This is a genomic window from Streptococcus sp. 1171_SSPC (assembly GCF_001069335.1).
Lineage (GTDB): Bacteria > Bacillota > Bacilli > Lactobacillales > Streptococcaceae > Streptococcus > Streptococcus xiaochunlingii.
Genome location: NZ_JWAK01000044.1, coordinates 95,218 through 114,069, shown reverse-complemented (window position 1 = coordinate 114,069; position 18,852 = coordinate 95,218). Strand labels below are relative to the sequence as shown.

Below are 18,852 nucleotides of genomic sequence, written 5' to 3'. Positions count from 1 at the left end.
GTTAATCATGATGTCGTAGGTTCGAGTCCTACTGGCGGAGCTAAACTAGCATCCTAAGGGATGCTTTTTTTGTATAAAATAAGAGCCCCTTCAAACTGATGGGGCTCTTTATGATGCGAATTTACTGATTTTTTGAGGATTGAGATTTCTTTCGAATAGCATTGTAGCAAGCGAAGGAAAGAATTCCGAGTAGGAAAGCGATGGTTCCTTCTTTTAACCCATGTGGAATGAACTGTAGAACAACCTGTCCTTTTCCTTTAGGGACATCAACAGTCATAAATCCTTTTTGAGCCCTTTGAATAGGGACAGGTTGATTATTGATCGTCGCTGTCCACCCTTTATCATAAGGAAGGGTGAAAAAGAGACTTGTATGGTGGTCTGCTGTAAAATCTGCAGTGACGGTATTTCCTTTGGTTTGCACATGAACTTCTTGTTGGTGCAACCTTTCAAAGGCTTCCTGGTAGGCTTGAAGGTTCAAAGCAAAAAATTCTGGAGTTTGGAAGGTTACGGTAGAATTTTCAGGGAAGGCAATTCGAACCTTAACAGTTTCTCCTGCTGTAAAGTGACCAATGGTGAAGAATGGAAAGACATTGTCTGTTGTATAGCGGTTGACTTGGCCATTCGTAATGATCTCAACATCGGTATAATCTTCATTCTCAAATTCTAAAGAAGGAAGGTTTACATAAAGTTGACTATCGTTTTGAACATAGAGCTCATATTCGATACTGGCATAAGTCAGAAAACTATCTGCTTCAACTTTAGCCTTTTGAGGTCCTTGAGAAGGATCGTCTGCACCAGTTTTCAGTGGATGTAATCGCTGATAGTAAGTCAACGATTGCCCCGTTAGATGATTGAGAAAGTTCTTTTGGTTATCTAAGGTTAGATTAGAAAATGGGATATCCTTGTAGGGACTTGCGGTTAGAAATGCTAGTGAAAGAGCTTTTTCATTTTGATACAAGGTCTGATTTCCTTGCGTTTCCAATTTATGAAAAGCAAACTTTTGGGGATTCCTATCTGAAATATTGTATTTGATCCCGAACAGACTATCCATTAGTAATGTATTGTTTTGATAGCGCAAGTTCAAGTTGGTTCCATCTGATTTAAAACCGAGTTTGTCTAGGGTCGAACTGGTATCTGTATTTCTGACAGATGAAAACTGGGAGATCCCTCTAAAATTGTATTTCATGCTGTCATTACCTGTTTGAGGTTGGAGAATCTCTGTTCGGTAAAATTCTTGATCATCCTGTAAACTTGATGTCAATTTATCAATTGATGGAATCTTTCCTTGGTAAGAAGAACGAGCTGCAAATACCCATTCATTTGCAATTCCATCGATCTGATAATAGCTGTTTATACTAATTTCAAACAAACAGAAGAAGAGAATAACAGCAGAAAAAATTGGATAAGAAAGTTTACGAACTGTAAAGGCAAGTGTCACAGTAAAGAATACAAGAAGGAATTCTAGTGTCAAGACAAAATGACTGCTTGTCAAGAAAGAATAATGCTTGCGATAGAGAAAGGTGAGGATAAATCCAATGCTAATTAAACTGAAAGTTAGGCAGAGTCGTTGCCAATTGATTTCTTTTAACCGATTTAGTGCTTCTGCCGCCATGAACAAAATAGTCAATGAAAAAAGCCAGGCATAACGGTGAAGAAACATATTAGGAGCATGCATACCTTGCCAGAATAAATCCAGAGCTTGTAAATAGAAACTTGCAATAAGAATGACTAATAAAGTCAAATAAGCTAGTTTCACGTGAAACCGAATCGATTTGACAAAGAAAAATAGAAAGGCAAGTAAGAATGGAAATAGACCAACATAGATCATAGGGATAGCCCCATATTTTGTTGTATCAAAACTACCAATTAAATTCTTTGCAAAAACGTCTAAGTACCAACTATTTTCTGTAAAGGTTCTTGTAATCTTGGTAAAGTTTTCTCCATGAGTTCGTAAATCCAATATGGTGGGGTAAATCATGATCAAGCTAGTGACCCCTGCTAAAATTGACACAATTGTAAAGTCAAAGAAAGAAGATCTTCTTTCTTTAAAGTCCCAGGAAAGCTGCGTGAAATACCATAATGTCAAGAAGATAGCCATCATAAATCCAAAATAATAATTTTGGATGAAGAGGATAGTCAAGCTTGTAAAGTAGAGAACCCGCTTCTTTTGAGTCATCAAACGGTGTAAACCTAACAGAATAAGAGGAGCCAAAATGAAGACATCGAGCCAGGTTTTGATTTCAATCTGACTGACGGAGAAACTCATTAACGCAAACAAAGTTGACAGCGAAAGAACCAAGAATGTTTGCAGTTGAGGATAGATTCCCTTAATGGAATAATAAGTTGACAACCCAATCAATCCTATTTTTATCAGTGTAAAGAGATAGAGGGAATCAACCATGGATAAACTGTCAAAGAAGAAGACAAAGGGAGATAGAAAACTTCCTAAGTAATAGCTGGAAAGAGCGTAGAAATTTAACCCGAGCCCACTTGTAAAGCTGTAAAGGAAGCTGTCGGTTCCGTGTAAAATATTTCGTAAAGTAACGTCGAAAATAACGTATTGATGAAAGCCATCACCTAATAAAGGAGAAGTTTCACTCCCCCAATAAATGCCCTGACTGAGGTAGACGAAAAATAAGATTGTAAAGGGAAGTAAAAAAGCTGTAAAGTAAACAATGATGGGGTGTGATAGATATTTTTTAAATTTCATATAGTCTATTGAAAGACCCTGAAACAAAGGTTCCAGGGTTTTTGATCATTTGGAGTGATTCTTAGTCTTTCCAAAGTTCTTTAACTTTTTCTTGAACTTCTTGGTTTTCTAAGAATTCATCATAGGTTTCATCAATCCGGTCAATGACACCATTTTTTGAAAGAACAATGATATGGTTGGCAAGAGTTTGAATAAACTCATGGTCGTGACTGGCAAAGATGATCGATTCTTTGAAGTTTTTCAATCCATCGTTCAAGCTTGAAATTGATTCCAAATCCAAGTGATTTGTAGGATCGTCAAGTACAAGAACGTTTGACTTCAAAAGCATGAGTTTTGAAAGCATCACGCGCACCTTTTCTCCCCCTGACAAGACGTTGACAGGCTTGTTAACCTCATCTCCAGAGAAGAGCATGCGTCCGAGGAATCCACGAAGGAAGGTATTGTCATCTTCTTCTTTACTTGCGAATTGACGCAACCAGTCAAGAATTGATTCGCCACCTGCAAAGTCAGCTGAATTGTCTTTTGGTAAGTAAGAGCGGCTAGTTGTAACTCCCCACTTGACAGTTCCTTCATATTCGATTTCACCCATAATGGCGCGGATCAAGGCAGTTGTTTGGATATCGTTTTGACCGATAAGAGCCGTCTTGTCACCTGGACGTAAGATGAAGCTGATGTTGTCAAGAATAGTTTCACCGTCAATCTTTACAGATAAGTTCTCTACTGTCAACAGATCATTTCCAATTTCTCGCTCCGCTTTAAAGCTGATAAATGGGTATTTTCGGCTAGATGGGACAATTTCTTCTAACTGAATCTTGTCAAGCATCTTTTTACGCGACGTTGCCTGTTTTGATTTTGACGCATTGGCAGAGAAACGAGCCACAAATTCTTGTAATTGTTTGATTTTTTCTTCTGCTTTAGCATTACGGTCTGCTAACAACTTGGCAGCCAGTTCAGATGATTCTTTCCAGAAATCATAGTTACCAACATAGAGTTTGATTTTTCCAAAGTCTAGGTCGGCCATGTGGGTACATACTTTATTCAAGAAGTGACGGTCGTGAGATACAACGATAACGGTATTCTCGAAATCAATCAAGAAATCTTCTAACCAGGTAATGGATTGAATATCAAGACCGTTAGTTGGCTCGTCCAAAAGAAGGACGTCTGGTTTACCAAAGAGAGCTTTGGCTAGGAGGACTTTCACTTTATCTCCATTTGCTAGTTCACTCATATTTTGGTAGTGGAGCTCTTCTGGAATATTCAGATTTTGGAGGAGTTGTGAAGCTTCACTTTCCGCTTCCCAACCACCTAGTTCAGCGAATTCTCCTTCGAGTTCTGCTGCACGGACACCGTCTTCATCTGAAAAATCTTCCTTCATATAGATAGCATCTTTTTCCTTCATGATGCTATAAAGTTTTTCATTTCCCATGATAACGACATCAATGGCACGCTCATCTTCGTAGTCAAAGTGATTTTGACGAAGAACAGAAAGACGTTCGTCTGGTCCAAGAGAAATATGACCAGTTGTCGGTTCAATATCCCCAGCTAAGATTTTTAAAAAGGTTGATTTTCCAGCACCATTGGCCCCAATCAAACCATAGGTATTTCCTTCTGTAAATTTGATGTTGACATCATCAAAAAGTTTACGATCACTAAAACGTAGTGAGACGTCTGTAACTGTTAGCACGTATAGTTCTCCTCTTTTTCTGTCTATATAAGCCTATTTTACTAGAAAACGCTTGATTTTTCAATGAATACCCTTATGCGTTGGAGGAAGTCATTTAGTCTGTAGAAAAGGGTGAAGAACTTGACTTTCCTTTGATGTCATTATATAATGAAAAGCAATCAGAAGAGTAATCTGTATTCGTATTTTAGAGAGCTTATGGTTGCTGAAAATAAGCAACGAAACAGAATGAAATGGACTGATGTTCAAATAGAATCTTAACCAATAGAGATTCGGCTAGCAGGCCTTATGTGCAGCTCATTTGTGATGAGTTAGAGAGAACAGCATATGCTGTTCTAAGTGAGGTGGCACCGTGTCTCAGACGCCCTCGCATAGTTTTTGCTATGCGTGGGCTTTTATTTTGTACTTCAGGGAGGAAGAAAAATGACCAAGCCGATTATTTTAACTGGAGATCGCCCGACTGGGAAGCTCCATATTGGACACTATGTCGGTTCGTTGAAGAATCGAGTTCTTATGCAAAATGAAGACAAGTACCAGATGTTTGTCTTTTTAGCCGATCAGCAAGCCCTAACGGATCATGCTAAAGATCCACAAACCATTGTTGAGTCTATTGGAAATGTTGCTCTAGATTATTTAGCAGCTGGTTTAGATCCAAAGAAATCAACTATTTTTATTCAAAGTCAAATCCCTGAGCTAGCGGAATTGACCATGTATTACATGAATTTGGTCTCTGTTTCACGTTTGGAACGAAACCCAACCGTTAAGACAGAAATTGCCCAAAAAGGATTCGGAGAGTCTATTCCATCTGGTTTCTTGGTTTATCCTGTTTCCCAAGCTGCAGATATTACCGCTTTTAAAGCCAATCTCGTGCCTGTTGGAACTGACCAAAAGCCCATGATTGAGCAAACTCGTGAAATTGTTCGTTCCTTTAATCATGCGTATCATTGTGATGTCTTGGTTGAACCGGAAGGAATTTTCCCAGAAAATGAGGCCGCGGGTCGTTTGCCTGGATTGGATGGGAATGCTAAGATGTCTAAATCTCTTGGAAATGGTATTTATTTAGCCGATGATATGGACACCTTGAAGAAAAAGGTCATGAGTATGTATACAGATCCTGAGCATATTCGTGTCGAAGATCCAGGAAAAATCGAAGGAAATATGGTTTTCCATTATTTAGATGTGTTTGGAAAAGAAGAAGATCAAGCGACCATTCAAGAAATGAAAGACCATTACCAACGGGGTGGTTTAGGAGATGTTAAAACCAAACGCTATTTGTTAGAGATTCTTGAAAGAGAGTTGGGCCCTATTCGCGAACGTCGGATTGAATTTGCTAAAGATATGGGTCAAGTTTATGATATGCTTCAAAAAGGTAGTGAAGTAGCCCGTTCGGTTGCAGCAGAAACGCTTGATCAAGTCAAATCTGCTATGGGATTAAACTATTTCAAGTAAGCTCTTGATATTGAGATGATTCAATAAAAAAATGATTCAAAAGAGGTTTTAATACCTCTTTTTGAAATATTGTACAAATGATTGACAAATTATCGTAGAATGGTATGATATTATCAATCAAAAAAGACGAGCTTGGCTCAAAAAGAAAGAAAAGAGGAAAATGGGAATGTCAAATTGGGACACTAAATTTTTGAAAAAAGGTTATACCTTCGATGATGTATTGCTCATTCCAGCTGAAAGTCATGTATTACCAAACGATGCAGATCTTCGTACAAAATTGGCGGATAACCTTGTGTTGAATATCCCAATTATCACAGCTGCGATGGATACAGTTACTGAAAGCCAAATGGCTATTGCCATTGCCCGTGCTGGAGGACTTGGGGTTATTCATAAAAATATGTCCATTGCCCAACAAGCAGATGAAGTTCGTAAAGTAAAACGCTCTGAAAACGGCGTTATTATTGACCCATTTTTCTTAACACCTGAACATACTATTGCTGAAGCCGATGAACTTATGGGACGTTACCGGATCAGTGGTGTACCTGTGGTTGAAACCATGGAAAACCGTAAACTAGTAGGGATCTTGACCAACCGTGACCTACGCTTTATTTCTGATTATAATCAACCGATTTCCAACCATATGACCAGCGAGAATCTTGTGACTGCACCAGTTGGTACAGATTTAGAAACAGCTGAACGGATTCTTCAAGAACACCGTATTGAAAAATTACCATTGGTGGATGAAAATGGTCGTTTGTCAGGTTTGATTACCATTAAGGATATTGAAAAAGTTATTGAGTTTCCAAATGCAGCGAAAGACGAATTTGGTCGTCTTTTAGTAGCAGGTGCTGTCGGAGTTACATCTGACACTTTTGAGCGTGCGGAAGCATTGTTTGAAGCTGGTGCGGATGCTATTGTCATCGATACAGCCCATGGTCATTCTGCAGGTGTTCTTCGTAAAATCGCTGAAATTCGCGCTCATTTCCCAGATCGCACCTTGATTGCAGGTAATATTGCTACAGCTGAGGGAGCGCGTGCTCTCTATGATGCAGGTGTTGACGTAGTTAAGGTAGGGATTGGACCTGGTTCAATCTGTACAACTCGTGTGATTGCTGGTGTCGGAGTTCCTCAAGTTACAGCGATTTATGACGCAGCCGCTGTTGCGCGTGAATATGGAAAAACCATTATCGCGGACGGAGGGATCAAGTATTCTGGAGATATTGTAAAAGCTCTTGCTGCTGGTGGTCATGCAGTCATGCTTGGATCTATGTTTGCAGGAACAGATGAAGCACCAGGTGAAACTGAAATCTTCCAAGGACGTAAGTTCAAGACTTATCGTGGTATGGGATCTATTGCAGCAATGAAAAAAGGTTCAAGCGACCGCTACTTCCAAGGTTCTGTTAATGAAGCCAACAAATTGGTGCCAGAAGGAATCGAAGGTCGGGTTGCTTATAAGGGTTCAGCAGCCGATATCGTCTTCCAAATGATTGGTGGTATCCGTTCTGGTATGGGCTATGTTGGAGCTGCCAACCTTCAAGAATTGCACGAAAATGCACAATTTGTTGAAATGTCTGGGGCAGGTTTGAAAGAAAGCCACCCACACGATGTCCAAATTACCAATGAAGCACCAAACTACTCTGTTCAATAAAAAAATAAAAGTGTGAAATCTTATGATTTCACACTTTTATTGTGTCAAAAAGTTGTCAATCAAAATTGACAACTTTGTTAATTATTCGTCAACTTGACCTGATTGGATATTGAAGATTTTTAAGTCCTCAGGCAAGTCTTTTAGGTGGTCTAAAGTTGTAGTTGTAATAAACGTTTGGATGTCACGAGAGATAACTTCTAGTAAATGTAGTTGACGATTGTTGTCAAGTTCACTCATAACATCGTCTAAGAGTAAAATCGGCTTTTCATTTGTCAAGGATTCAATTAATGAAATCTCTGCCAATTTTAAGGAAAGAACAACACTGCGGTGCTGCCCTTGGCTACCAAAAGTCGCATTCATATCATTGATGTAAAAGCTAATGTCATCTCGGTGAGGACCAACACTGGTTGTTTTTTTGATGAGATCTTTTGTACGATTTTCTCGAAGCAAGGTGATAAAGGTTTGGCGAAGTGTCTCCTCATCTTGAAAAGGAATGGAGGAATCATACCGAATAGATAGTTTTTCAGTTTGATTGGAAATTTCAAAATGTTTCTCTTGCCCAAAGTCTTCTAATTTTTTAAGAAAATCTTTCCGATGGATGCAGACCCGGCTACCATAATCTGCTAATTGCTCATCCAAAACATCTAAAAAGGTTGGGTCTACTGTGTTGGCTGTTTTTAAGTAACTGTTTCGCTGCTTTAAAACATGATGATAGGCTGTTAAATCTGATAGATAGACGGGTTTCATTTGGCCTAAATCAATATCAATAAACTTGCGGCGAAGAGCGGGTGAGCCTTTAACAAGTTGTAAATCCTCTGGAGCAAAGAGAACCACATTCATGTTACCGATATAGGTTGATAACTTGCTTTGTTTTAAGTGGTTCACTTTAGTGACTCGTCCTTTTGAGGATAAGGAAATTTCTAAAGGGATTGAGCCGGTTTTTTTTTCTAAGATCCCTGAAACAGTAAATTGTTCCTCTTGAAAATGAATTAAATCTTTATCGGAACGGGTCCGATGGCTGCGGGTCAAGGCTAAAAAGTAGATGGATTCGAGGAGATTGGTTTTTCCTTGAGCATTTTGGCCTAAGAAAATATTCAAACCAGAGTGGAATTGAAGATCTACTTCTTTATAATTTCGAAATTTCTGAATGTGTATGGATTTAAGCCACATATTATGTTCCTGGGAAACGAACAGGCTTCCGCTTATTCTCTTCTTTTTTAGGTTTAGAATCTTTTTTTTGTTCTTTGTTTAATTTCTTCACTAATTGAGCAACGCGTTCTTTTTCCAGCTTGTCCGCTTGATAGTCTTCAATCTCTTCTGGACTAGGTTCTGTCAGTGTTATGACTTCCTTCTCACCAATTACTTCGATTGTATCTCCGACTCGTAACTTACGTCCTCTTCTGGTTTCCACTTCTCCATTGACCTCTACTTGATTTTCGTGTAAAAAGGCTTTGATAGCTCCACCGCTTTGAATGATTCCCAGTTCTTTAAATAGGGCTTGTAGTGTGATAAATTCATCAAAAAGTTTATAGTTCATAGTTCACCTCAATGATAGTTATTATACCATAAAAGGATGAAAAACCTAAAATAGGGCGAGTCAGTGTAAACGTTTTTTAATCTGTCTGGGAAAGATTTTACTGGGATTTCATGATATAATGAAGAGTAATATTTGTTAGAACGAGGATGACGATGGAATTAGTTACTGGTGTTCAAATCCATTTTATGAAATCAGAAAAATTTAAGACCAATGAGATAAAAGTGCGGTTCTCGGCCCCTCTTTCTGAAGAAACAATAGCAGGACGAGTTCTAGCTTCACGCATGATTGAAACAGCCAATCAACTTTACCCAACTTCCCAGCAATTTAGAGAGCAGTTGGCGAACTTGTATGGAGCAAATTTTTCTACTTCTGTTTCAAAACGCGGTCAAATGCACTACATTGATATTAATTTATCTTATGTCCGTGATGCTTTTTTGAGCAAGAAAAATGTCTTGACAGATCAGATGTTGGATTTATTAAAGGTATCTCTGAATGCTCCTCTTGCAGAAAACGGGTGCTTTCATTCAGAAACTTTTTCAGTAGAGAAAAAAAATCTCGTTACAGAACTAGAAGCAGAAATTGAAAATCATTTTTATTATGCTCACCAACAATTGAATCGTTTGTTTTATGATCAAGCTGATATGAAACTAAGTAAGTATGGAAGTGTCCAGCAGATTCAGAATGAGGATGAAGGGTCAGCTTATCAAGCATTTCAAGAAATGCTTCAAACAAATCTGATTGACTTTTTCTTTATGGGTGATTTCAATGAACTAGCGGTCATTGAAAAGATTAGTGAATTTGGTTTACAACCTCGTAAATCTCATGTCAACCTTTTTTATGCCCAATCTTTTTCAAATGTTGTCAGAGAAGGACTTGAGCAAAGAGAAACTCATCAATCTATTTTAGAGTTAGGTTATCATTTTCCTGTTCAGTATGGAGAAAAAGAGCATTTTGCTTTGATTGTTTTAAATGGTTTACTGGGTGCTTTCTCTCACTCAAAATTGTTTACAGTCATTCGAGAAAAAGAAGGATTGGCTTATACGATCTCTAGCCATTTTGATATTTTTTCTCATTTTATGCGGATCTATGCAGGGATTGATCGAAAAAATAGAACCCGGACCATGACTCTGATGAGTCGTCAAGTAAGTGACTTGAAGAGAGGGAAGTTTACAAGTGAAGAGCTGCGCTTGACAAAAGAAATGATTATAAATGCAGCAAAATTGTCGCAGGATCGACCTGGCACCTTGATTGAAAGAGCTTATTTACAATCTACTTTAGGAAATCAGTTCTTGTCAATTGATGATTGGATCCAAGCTATTCAACTGGTGACGAAAGAAGAAATTATGGCTGTTGCCAAATTACTCAAATTACAAGCGGTCTATTTTATGGAAGGAAGAGAATGATAAAGAAAGATTTGGAGAAAATAGATTATCCAGCTGTTGGAGAATGTGTTTATCAGACAACTCTCCAAAATGGATTGAAGTTATATTTAATTCCAAAGGCGGATTTTAATGAAAGCTATGCAATCATTTCTACTAAATTCGGTTCTATTGACACAAGATTTACAGTGGATGGAGTAGAGGGAATAAAAGAATTTCCAGCAGGGATTGCACATTTTCTTGAACATAAATTATTTGAAGATCAAGACGGTCAAGATTATTTACAGCATTTTGTAAAGCTGGGAGCTGAAAGTAATGCCTTTACTAGCTTTACACAAACTAGCTATCTCTTTTCGACCACCTCGAATATCAATGAAAATCTGAGATTGTTACTGGAGATGACACAATCTCTTCATCTCTCAAAGGATTCTCTAAAGAAGGAACAATTGATTATTCAACAAGAGATCGAAATGTACCAAGATAGTCCTGACTACCAATTATTCTTTAGGGCGTTGGCAAATCTTTATCCAGATACACCCTTGGCCCAAGATATTGCAGGTACTGTATCTTCTCTCGCTCAAAATGATGAAAAAAGTTTACAGGAAAATTTCGATTATTTTTACCAACCATCCAATATGCATCTAGTGGTTGTCGGAAATTTTGATCTTGACAGTCTTGTTAACCTTGTTTCTGAATTTGAGATGAAGACCTCTTCAAATCCTCTTCCTCATATCTCACCCGTGGACTTAAATCCAGTTGTTCAAAATGAGACAAGTCGGATTGAAGTTGCTTCACCGAAATTAGCAATTGGAATTCGTGGAAGAAATCAGATTCCTCCTCTTTACCAGTATCGCTATAAGATTATCCTCAAATTATTGTTTGCAATGATGTTTGGATGGACATCAAAACGATTTCAGTCACTTTATGAAGTTGGTAAACTTGACAACTCCTTGACACTAGAAATTGAAGTAGAGTCTTCGTTTCACTTTGTGATGTTAACGATGGACACCTCGGAACCTGTTAGTATATCCCATCAGTTCAGAACGGCCATTAAGAATTTTGAGAAAGATCCTGATGTGACCCAAGAACATCTCGATACGATTAAAAGTGAAATGTTTGGTGATTTTCTACACGGTTTGAATTCCTTGGATTATATTGCGACTCAATTTAATCCAATTGAGACGGGTGAAAATCTATTTGATCTTCCAAAACTTTTACAAAGTATTTCTTTACAAGATGTTGTAAAGGTTGGGCGAGATTTTGTCAACGCTTGTGATATGACGGACTTTATCATTTTCCCTAAATAACGGGATAATAGTGGAATGATGTTTTTGTTGAATTAAATCGACGTTGATTTTGTCAATTAGATGTAAATGATCATGTAAACTAGTAAGGAGACTAGAATGAAAAAAGAAAATATCCCAAATGCCTTAACACTGATTCGAATTGTGTTTATTCCTATTTTTATTTTGATGCTAATATTTGGTAAAGGTTATGGTTGGCATGTAGCAGCAGCTATTGTCTTTGCTGTTGCTAGTATCACCGATTATTTGGACGGTTATTTAGCTCGTAAATGGAAAGTTGTTAGTAACTTTGGAAAATTTGCGGATCCTATGGCTGATAAGCTTCTTGTTATGTCTGCCTTTATCATGATGATTGAATTAAAGATGGTTCCGGCTTGGATTACTGCAGTTATAATTTGCCGTGAATTAGCCGTAACTGGCCTCCGTCTCTTATTGGTTGAAACAGGAGGAGTTGTTTTGCCAGCAGCTATGCCTGGAAAAATTAAAACCTTCTCACAAATGTTTGCCATTATTTTCCTTCTCTTCCATTGGGATTTATTGGGTCAAATTACGCTTTATGTTGCGCTAATCTTTACAGTCTACTCTGGATATGAATACTTTAAAGGCAGTGCCTACCTCTTTAAAGATACCTTTAGATAAATGAATAATATTATAGAAGTTCGAAATCTTACATTTAAATACCAAAAAACAGATGAGAACCATCAGTTAAATGATATTTCGTTTCACGTGAAACATGGTGAATGGTTATCCATTATTGGACATAACGGAAGTGGTAAATCAACAGTGGTACGCTTGATTGATGGCTTGTTGGAACCGGAATCTGGTCAAATCTATATTTCTGGAGATTTGTTAACTCCTAAAAATGTTTGGGATAAACGTAGTGAGATTGGTATGGTTTTTCAGAATCCAGATAACCAGTTTGTTGGAGCTACTGTGGAAGATGATGTGGCGTTTGGGTTGGAGAACCAAGGAATTCCAAGAGATGAAATGGTGCAACGAGTAGACGAAGCTTTGAAGATGGTCCACATGGATGAATTCAAAGATCGAGAACCCGCTAGATTATCTGGTGGACAAAAGCAACGAGTGGCCATTGCTGGAATTATTGCTTTACGACCTAAAATCATCATTTTAGATGAAGCAACCAGTATGTTGGATCCTGAAGGGCGTCTAGAACTAATTCGTACGGTTCGAGAAGTCAAAGAACGATATGGGTTAACCGTTATTTCTATTACCCATGATTTAGAGGAAGTTTCCCTAAGTGATCGGGTTATTCTCTTTGAAAAAGGAAAAGCGACCTTGGATCTGACTCCAAGAGAACTCTTTTCTCGAGATGATCTATATGAAATTGGATTAGAAGAGCCTTTCGCTAATCGATTGCGCAGCATGTTACATCAAAATGGTTTTCCAGTTGGAGAAACCTATCAGACTGAAGGAGAGCTAGAGAAACTATTATGGGAATTGCTTTAAAACAGCTTAGTTATACCTATCAAGAAGGTACTCCTTTTGAAGGAGCGGCTCTTTTTGATGTGAATATAGAAATCCCAAGCGGTTCTTATACAGCTCTAATTGGGCATACTGGAAGTGGAAAATCAACCATCCTCCAATTATTAAATGGTTTGCTTTTGCCCAGTCGAGGGGAAGTGCAAATGAATGATATGCGCATTAGTTCTGAGTCTTCTCAAAAAGAGCTAAAGGATCTTCGAAAAAAAGTGGGTCTCGTCTTTCAATTTCCAGAAAGTCAACTCTTTGCTGAGACTGTTGTAAAAGATGTCGCATTTGGGCCTCAAAATTTTGGAGTAGACCAAGAGTCAGCTGAGAGCATTGCTAAGGAAAAATTACGCTTAGTCGGTCTTTCTGAAGAGTTGTTTGAACGGAGTCCCTTTGAATTGTCTGGAGGGCAAATGAGACGGGTCGCTATTGCAGGCATTTTAGCGATGGAACCTGAAATTTTGGTCTTGGACGAGCCGACAGCTGGTTTGGATCCGTCAGGTAGACGGGAATTAATGAAGCTATTTGCGTCACTTCATCAAGCTGGGATGACCATCGTTCTTGTTAGTCATTCTATGGAAGATGTGGCAGAATACGCAAATCTTGTTTATGTTTTGGAAAAAGGACGAATTGTGAGGTCTGGGCATCCAAGGGATGTATTTCAGGATGTAGAAGGATTAGAAAACATACAATTAGGCGTACCGAAAGTGACGAAATTTGCTTGGCGCTTACGTCAAAAAGGACTATCTTTGCCAACTTTACCAATCACTTTACAGGAGTTTAAGGAGTTAATTGGACATGAATAGTATGATTTTAGGACGATATGTACCAGGTAATTCCATTCTACATCGTATGGATCCAAGGGCAAAGTTACTAGGACTTTTCTTGTTAATTGTTATTTTGTTTTGGGCCAATAATGTGTTGACGAATGCCCTGTTGTTTTTATTGGCCTTTGCGTTGATTTTGAGTGCCAAGATCCCCTTCCGTTTTTTTATTAATGGCCTGAAATCAATGGTTTTTATCATTGCTTTCACCACACTCTTTCAGTTGTTTGCGACGACTGGCGGTAAGACTTTAGTTCAATTTTATTTTTTGACCGTAACGGATAAAGGACTTGCTCAAGCTGGTGTGATCTTTTGTCGTTTTATTCTCATTGTTGTATTTTCAACAATTTTAACACTGACAACAACGCCCTTAAGCTTAGCAGATGCCGTAGAAAAGTTGTTAACTCCATTTAAAATCATCAAAGTTCCTGCTCATGAAATTGGACTCATGTTGTCTATGAGCCTTCGTTTCGTTCCCACTCTAATGGATGATACGATTCGCATTATGAATGCACAGAGAGCTAGAGGGGTTGATTTTGGAGAAGGGAATCTCCTTCAGAAGATCCGCTCTTTTATACCGATTTTAATTCCCTTGTTTGCATCAAGTTTTAAACGTGCAGATGCTCTTGCAATTGCCATGGAGGCAAGAGGTTATAAAAGTGGAGAGGGAAGAAGCCGTTATAGGCAGTTAAAATGGCAAGTTTTAGATAGTGTAGCTATTCTGTCTGTAGTAGCAGTTGGTGCTATCATTTTTTGGTTGAAATATTAGAATACCACCACTACATATAGGGGAATTTTTCTAAAAAAATGAAGAAAAACGCTATTTATAGCGTTTTTTGCATGAAAAATACATGATTTTGTAACCTTTGTAACATAAATTATAACTAACTGTAACATTTAATGTGTAAGATAGTATTATGTTCGAAAGGAGAATGTATTGATGAACACAAAAAAAGTCCAATGGACATTAACTTCTATTATCTCAGCTCTTTCACTTTTTGTTTCTGGTGTGGTAGTGAATGCTGAAACATATGAAGTAAAATATGGTGATACTTTATCAGAAATTGCGATTAAGAATAACACTACTATCGAAAAACTTGTTGAATTGAATCAAATCAGCAACCAAGATTTGATCCATGCAGGTCAAATTATTGAGTTGGGTGAACGTTCAAAATCATTGATCAACAAAGTAAATACTGCCACAGTAAGTCAAGAACCAGCAGCCGAAGCTTCTACAAATCAAGTAGTGGCAGAAACAACAACTACTGCCACTTATAATGCAGCACCTGTTGTTACGAATTCTGGAAATGGTATTGTACTTGCAAATGGGAATACTGCTGGAGAAGTTGGATCCTATGCAGCGGCTCGTATGGCTGAAATGACAGGAGTTCCTGCATCAACTTGGGAAGCCATTATTGCACGTGAATCAAATGGTCAAGTGAACGCAGCAAATCCATCTGGAGCTAGTGGTCTTTTCCAAACAATGCCAGGTTGGGGTTCAACTGCTACAGTTGATGATCAAATCCAAGCAGCTTATAATGCCTATTCAAACCAAGGGCTTTCAGCTTGGGGATACTAAAAAAGAGGTTAAACCCTCTTTTTATTTTGTTTCTTATCTTGACAAGTATTGGAAAGAGCTGTAAAGAAAATGACTTTGTTAGTCAACCTTAGTGAACCATGGATGATCTTACCCATACGTGATTTTATACATAAAAGAGGTTTACAAATTTGTAAACCTCTTTTATTAACTTAAATGAGTGAGTAAAGCTAGGGGGGAATCTACGATGGTATCGGGAGTTTCCTCTTTTAATTGCTCTAGGGGTGCAAATCCCCAACTGACTGCAATTGTGTGAATACCAATGGTTTTTCCCCCAATGATGTCAAATTTAGTATCCCCAACGATGCAAGCTTCCTCTTTTGGAATTTGATGGTCCACCAGTACACGCTGAATGATATCAGCTTTGTGCATGAATCCTGGGATAGAACCATAAATCCCATCAAAGTAATCATTAATTCCTAGTGAATGGGCTATTTCGAGACTCACTTCCTGATTCTTAGAGGTGGTGATGAATAAGTGATAACCCAATTCCTTCAATTGATGAAGGAGTTCTTTGATACCTGGGTAGAGATAGGTTTGTTGTTGGCCAGTTTCTTTGTAATAGGTGCGATAGATTTCTACAGCTTTTGTAACAAGTTCTTTTGGGACATGGTTTGTAAATGTAACCTCGAGTGGAGGCCCCATAAAGGTTCGAATAGTCTCTTTATCAGGTGTCGGAACCCCCAGCAGGTTAAAAGTGTGTAGAAAGGTGGTTTCAATGCCTTCAGAACTATCGACTAAGGTCCCATCCAAGTCGAAAAATATGTACTTCATAGATTATTCTCCAAATATTTCTTGCTGTAGCCGTTTCCCAGTTGGAGTAGTTGCTAGACCACCTTCAGCCGTTTCTCTAAAGGCAGTTGGCAGGCTTGATCCGACCTGGTACATAGCATCGATGACTTCATCAACAGGGATTTTGGATTCAATTCCTGCCAGAGCCATATCCGCCGCAATATATGCATAGCTTGCACCCATAGCATTTCGTTTGACACAAGGAACCTCTACCAGTCCTGCAACAGGATCACAAATTAAGCCTAGCATATTTTTAATGACGAAACAAATGGCTTGGCTAGCTTGGTAAGGGCTTCCCCCAGCAGCTAACGTCAAGGCAGCCGCACTCATAGCAGATGCTGATCCAACCTCAGCTTGACAGCCTCCCTCGGCTCCTGAAATCGATGCATTGTTGGCAATAACCAGTCCAAAGGCTCCTGCGGCTAATAAGAACTCCAATTGTTGGTGTTTATCTAAATGGAGTTTTTCGATGGCTGAAGTAAGAACAGCGGGTAAGCAACCAGCTGATCCAGCAGTGGGAGTAGCACAGACCAAGCCCATTTTTGCATTGTGTTCGTTGACAGCAATAGCATTTTTGGCAGCGGTTAGGACAGTATAGTCAGAGAGGGCTTTTCCAGATCGAATATAGCGATCTAGTTTTGCAGCATCTCCACCAGTCAAGCCACTTCGAGAAAGTTGGTCATTGAGTCCAAGATGAACGGATTCTTTCATGACTTCGAGGTTTCGAGTCATAAGAGTCAGAACTTCTTCGCGCTCGCGACCAGTTAGTTCAAACTCAGTTGCAATCATTAATTCTGCGACATTTCCTTCATAGTGGAGGGTCGCTTGCTCAACTAGTTCGGTAATGGAATAAAACATGGGGTCTCCTTATTGAAAGAAATTCACATTGTGTAAATGAGGAATTTGACGGATTAACTCAATCGCTTCGTCACAATTTCGAGAATCCACTTCAATAATCATAATAGCCTTTTCGCCGGCTTTTTCGCGGGTTACATTCATTTGGGCGATATTGATATCATAGCGGGAAAGGGCTTCTGTTACATGGGCAATCATCCCAGGAACGTCTTGGTGAACAATAATAATAGTTGGGGTGTTCATATTTAGAGAAATTGCAAAGCCATTTAACTCGGTGACTTGTATATTTCCCCCACCAATAGAAATTCCTGTGACGGAGATGGTTTTGTGCTCATTTTTCACCGTGATGGTCGTCGTATTTGGATGAGGCGCATTGCTCTCTTTTTGAATAGACCAGACGATTCGAATTCCTCTTTCATGAGCAATTTCAAGACTATTGGGGATTCTTGGATCATCTGTGTCCATCCCCAAAATACCAGCTACAAGGGCCAAGTCTGTCCCGTGGCCGCGATAGGTTTTGGCAAAGGAATTAAACAACTGAAATTCAACTTCTGTAGGATCCTCTCCAAAAATAGAAGAGACAATTTTTCCAATACGAACAGCTCCAGCAGTGTGGCTACTAGAAGGTCCAATCATAACCGGTCCAATAATATCAAATATGGATTGGAATTTAAGCGAATTCATCAGTCAGCTCCTTAGGGTTTCTTTTCTTTCATTATAACAAATCTAGGGCATGTTTTCTTCTATTTAAGAGGGAAATTTTGTTTTAAACTTAAAAGATACTTAAAACTAGTTTATTTGAGGTGTTTTTTATTCTTGCTAACATATTATTGAAACATTTGACGTGATTTCATAAAGTTTCTGAAACATTTCTTCTGTAAGATAAAGAACATATAGAAAAGGAGTGTAAAACCATGAATAAAAAAATATTTGTAAAACGTGTAATCGGACTGACCTTATTATCTGGAATGTTTATTCCCATCCTTGCCAGTGCAGAATCTTACACTGTAAAGTCAGGTGATACCTTATCAGCTATTGCTAAAGAGAAGAATACAACGGTTGATGCGATTGCTCAGAAAAATAAGATTGGCAACGTCAACCACATTACAGTTGGTCAAGTTCTAGAGATTGAAGATGAGAAGGCAACAACCAATACTACAGAGCAAGCTACCACTAGTAAAGCAACAACTACGGTATCTGCTTCAGATGGCTTGAGTGCCGAAGATGTAGTGGCTAAAGAATGGATTGCCCAGAAGGAATCAAGTGGCAGTTACACAGCACAAAATGGCCAATACTATGGTCGTTACCAGTTATCGCTTTCTTATTTAAACGGTGACTTGTCACCAGAAAACCAGGAAAAAGTAGCCAATCAATATGTTGTCAACCGATATGGATCATGGTCGGCGGCTAAAAACTTCTGGCTGGCCAATGGCTGGTATTAAAGTAGATGAAAGAGTTCAGCAATTGGACTCTTTTTTGATTTACAGACTTGTAAACATATAGATACGATAGCCAATAAGAAGAATGGCAAGATGCTTGTTTTCTACTATAAAGCGTGTTACAATTGATAATGCTCAAAACGACCTTC

The 18,852-nt window shown here is 38.6% G+C and carries 17 protein-coding genes and 1 other annotated feature; of the genes, 10 read left to right on the top strand and 7 right to left on the bottom strand.

Annotation, left to right across the window (positions count from 1 at the left end):
* Positions 1-121: 121 nt before the first annotated feature.
* Together ADF75_RS09470 and ADF75_RS09465 are read right to left on the bottom strand one after the other, a co-directional pair.
* Complete coding sequence (locus ADF75_RS09470) at positions 122-2,710, bottom strand: YfhO family protein (RefSeq protein WP_048789944.1); 2,589 nt, start codon at positions 2,708-2,710, stop codon at positions 122-124.
* A gap of 61 nt (positions 2,711-2,771) precedes the next feature.
* Complete coding sequence (locus ADF75_RS09465; protein ID WP_048789943.1) at positions 2,772-4,394, bottom strand: ATP-binding cassette domain-containing protein; 1,623 nt, start codon at positions 4,392-4,394, stop codon at positions 2,772-2,774.
* A 143-nt stretch (positions 4,395-4,537) separates the two neighbouring features.
* Positions 4,538-4,763, top strand: a binding site (T-box leader).
* Between the two features lie 51 nt (positions 4,764-4,814).
* Here ADF75_RS09465 and trpS point away from each other — a divergent pair.
* Positions 4,815-5,840, top strand: a complete 1,026-nt coding sequence (trpS, locus tag ADF75_RS09460) for a tryptophan--tRNA ligase (protein WP_048691007.1) — start codon at positions 4,815-4,817, stop codon at positions 5,838-5,840.
* Between the two features lie 166 nt (positions 5,841-6,006).
* Positions 6,007-7,488, top strand: coding sequence for an IMP dehydrogenase (guaB, locus tag ADF75_RS09455; protein ID WP_048789949.1), 1,482 nt, complete (start codon positions 6,007-6,009; stop codon positions 7,486-7,488).
* Between the two features lie 81 nt (positions 7,489-7,569).
* On the opposite strand, the gene recF is transcribed toward guaB, so the two are convergent.
* Together recF and yaaA are read right to left on the bottom strand one after the other, a co-directional pair.
* On the bottom strand, positions 7,570-8,658 hold the full coding sequence (recF, locus tag ADF75_RS09450) for a DNA replication/repair protein RecF (RefSeq protein WP_048789942.1): 1,089 nt from the start codon (positions 8,656-8,658) through the stop codon (positions 7,570-7,572).
* Between the two features lies 1 nt (position 8,659).
* Complete coding sequence (gene yaaA / locus ADF75_RS09445) at positions 8,660-9,025, bottom strand: S4 domain-containing protein YaaA (protein ID WP_048789941.1); 366 nt, start codon at positions 9,023-9,025, stop codon at positions 8,660-8,662.
* Between the two features lie 152 nt (positions 9,026-9,177).
* On the opposite strand from yaaA, the gene yfmF reads away from it, so the two are divergent.
* From yfmF to ADF75_RS09410, 7 genes are all read left to right on the top strand, one after another.
* Positions 9,178-10,428: an EF-P 5-aminopentanol modification-associated protein YfmF gene (gene yfmF / locus ADF75_RS09440; RefSeq protein ID WP_048789940.1), complete on the top strand. Its 1,251-nt coding sequence runs from the start codon at positions 9,178-9,180 to the stop codon at positions 10,426-10,428.
* A complete protein-coding gene (gene yfmH, locus ADF75_RS09435) occupies positions 10,425-11,711 on the top strand; it encodes an EF-P 5-aminopentanol modification-associated protein YfmH (protein WP_048789939.1) in 1,287 nt (428 codons plus the stop codon). Before yfmF ends, yfmH begins: the two co-directional genes overlap by 4 nt.
* A 96-nt stretch (positions 11,712-11,807) precedes the next feature.
* Positions 11,808-12,347 carry a CDP-diacylglycerol--glycerol-3-phosphate 3-phosphatidyltransferase gene (pgsA, locus tag ADF75_RS09430; RefSeq protein ID WP_006595343.1) on the top strand — a complete coding sequence of 180 codons (540 nt, stop codon included), beginning with the start codon at positions 11,808-11,810 and terminating at the stop codon, positions 12,345-12,347.
* On the top strand, positions 12,348-13,175 hold the full coding sequence (locus ADF75_RS09425) for an energy-coupling factor ABC transporter ATP-binding protein (protein ID WP_048789938.1): 828 nt from the start codon (positions 12,348-12,350) through the stop codon (positions 13,173-13,175).
* Positions 13,160-14,002 carry an energy-coupling factor ABC transporter ATP-binding protein gene (locus ADF75_RS09420; protein WP_006595345.1) on the top strand — a complete coding sequence of 281 codons (843 nt, stop codon included), beginning with the start codon at positions 13,160-13,162 and terminating at the stop codon, positions 14,000-14,002. The genes ADF75_RS09425 and ADF75_RS09420 overlap by 16 nt, the downstream gene beginning before the upstream one ends.
* A complete protein-coding gene (locus ADF75_RS09415) occupies positions 13,995-14,789 on the top strand; it encodes an energy-coupling factor transporter transmembrane component T family protein (protein ID WP_048789937.1) in 795 nt (264 codons plus the stop codon). Before ADF75_RS09420 ends, ADF75_RS09415 begins: the two co-directional genes overlap by 8 nt.
* Before the next feature lie 171 nt (positions 14,790-14,960).
* Positions 14,961-15,599, top strand: a complete 639-nt coding sequence (locus ADF75_RS09410) for a LysM peptidoglycan-binding domain-containing protein (protein ID WP_048789936.1) — start codon at positions 14,961-14,963, stop codon at positions 15,597-15,599.
* A gap of 165 nt (positions 15,600-15,764) precedes the next feature.
* Here ADF75_RS09410 and ADF75_RS09405 read toward each other — a convergent pair whose 3' ends face one another.
* The 3 genes from ADF75_RS09405 to sdaAB are packed head-to-tail and all read right to left on the bottom strand — an operon-like array spanning position 15,765 to position 17,948.
* Positions 15,765-16,391, bottom strand: a complete 627-nt coding sequence (locus ADF75_RS09405) for an HAD hydrolase-like protein (protein WP_048789935.1) — start codon at positions 16,389-16,391, stop codon at positions 15,765-15,767.
* Positions 16,392-16,394: 3 nt separating this feature from the next.
* Entirely contained in the window at positions 16,395-17,267 is an 873-nt protein-coding gene (gene sdaAA, locus ADF75_RS09400; protein WP_048789934.1) for an L-serine ammonia-lyase, iron-sulfur-dependent, subunit alpha, read from the bottom strand.
* Between the two features lie 9 nt (positions 17,268-17,276).
* On the bottom strand, positions 17,277-17,948 hold the full coding sequence (sdaAB, locus tag ADF75_RS09395) for an L-serine ammonia-lyase, iron-sulfur-dependent subunit beta (RefSeq protein WP_048789933.1): 672 nt from the start codon (positions 17,946-17,948) through the stop codon (positions 17,277-17,279).
* 230 nt (positions 17,949-18,178) lie between these two features.
* Between sdaAB and ADF75_RS09390 the strand changes: the two genes are divergently transcribed.
* Complete coding sequence (locus ADF75_RS09390) at positions 18,179-18,706, top strand: LysM peptidoglycan-binding domain-containing protein (protein ID WP_048789932.1); 528 nt, start codon at positions 18,179-18,181, stop codon at positions 18,704-18,706.
* Positions 18,707-18,852: the final 146 nt, after the last annotated feature.

Bases quoted from the DNA above. Each gene is read 5' to 3' on its own strand.
- ADF75_RS09470 (WP_048789944.1), bottom strand. From the start codon at position 2,710: ATGAAATTTAAAAAATATCTATCACACCCCATCATTGTTTACTTTACA.
- trpS (WP_048691007.1), top strand. From the start codon at position 4,815: ATGACCAAGCCGATTATTTTAACTGGAGATCGCCCGACTGGGAAGCTC.
- guaB (WP_048789949.1), top strand. From the start codon at position 6,007: ATGTCAAATTGGGACACTAAATTTTTGAAAAAAGGTTATACCTTCGAT.
- recF (WP_048789942.1), bottom strand. From the start codon at position 8,658: ATGTGGCTTAAATCCATACACATTCAGAAATTTCGAAATTATAAAGAA.
- yaaA (WP_048789941.1), bottom strand. From the start codon at position 9,025: ATGAACTATAAACTTTTTGATGAATTTATCACACTACAAGCCCTATTT.
- yfmF (WP_048789940.1), top strand. From the start codon at position 9,178: ATGGAATTAGTTACTGGTGTTCAAATCCATTTTATGAAATCAGAAAAA.
- yfmH (WP_048789939.1), top strand. From the start codon at position 10,425: ATGATAAAGAAAGATTTGGAGAAAATAGATTATCCAGCTGTTGGAGAA.
- pgsA (WP_006595343.1), top strand. From the start codon at position 11,808: ATGAAAAAAGAAAATATCCCAAATGCCTTAACACTGATTCGAATTGTG.
- ADF75_RS09425 (WP_048789938.1), top strand. From the start codon at position 12,348: ATGAATAATATTATAGAAGTTCGAAATCTTACATTTAAATACCAAAAA.
- ADF75_RS09420 (WP_006595345.1), top strand. From the start codon at position 13,160: ATGGGAATTGCTTTAAAACAGCTTAGTTATACCTATCAAGAAGGTACT.
- ADF75_RS09415 (WP_048789937.1), top strand. From the start codon at position 13,995: ATGAATAGTATGATTTTAGGACGATATGTACCAGGTAATTCCATTCTA.
- ADF75_RS09410 (WP_048789936.1), top strand. From the start codon at position 14,961: ATGAACACAAAAAAAGTCCAATGGACATTAACTTCTATTATCTCAGCT.
- ADF75_RS09405 (WP_048789935.1), bottom strand. From the start codon at position 16,391: ATGAAGTACATATTTTTCGACTTGGATGGGACCTTAGTCGATAGTTCT.
- sdaAA (WP_048789934.1), bottom strand. From the start codon at position 17,267: ATGTTTTATTCCATTACCGAACTAGTTGAGCAAGCGACCCTCCACTAT.
- sdaAB (WP_048789933.1), bottom strand. From the start codon at position 17,948: ATGAATTCGCTTAAATTCCAATCCATATTTGATATTATTGGACCGGTT.
- ADF75_RS09390 (WP_048789932.1), top strand. From the start codon at position 18,179: ATGAATAAAAAAATATTTGTAAAACGTGTAATCGGACTGACCTTATTA.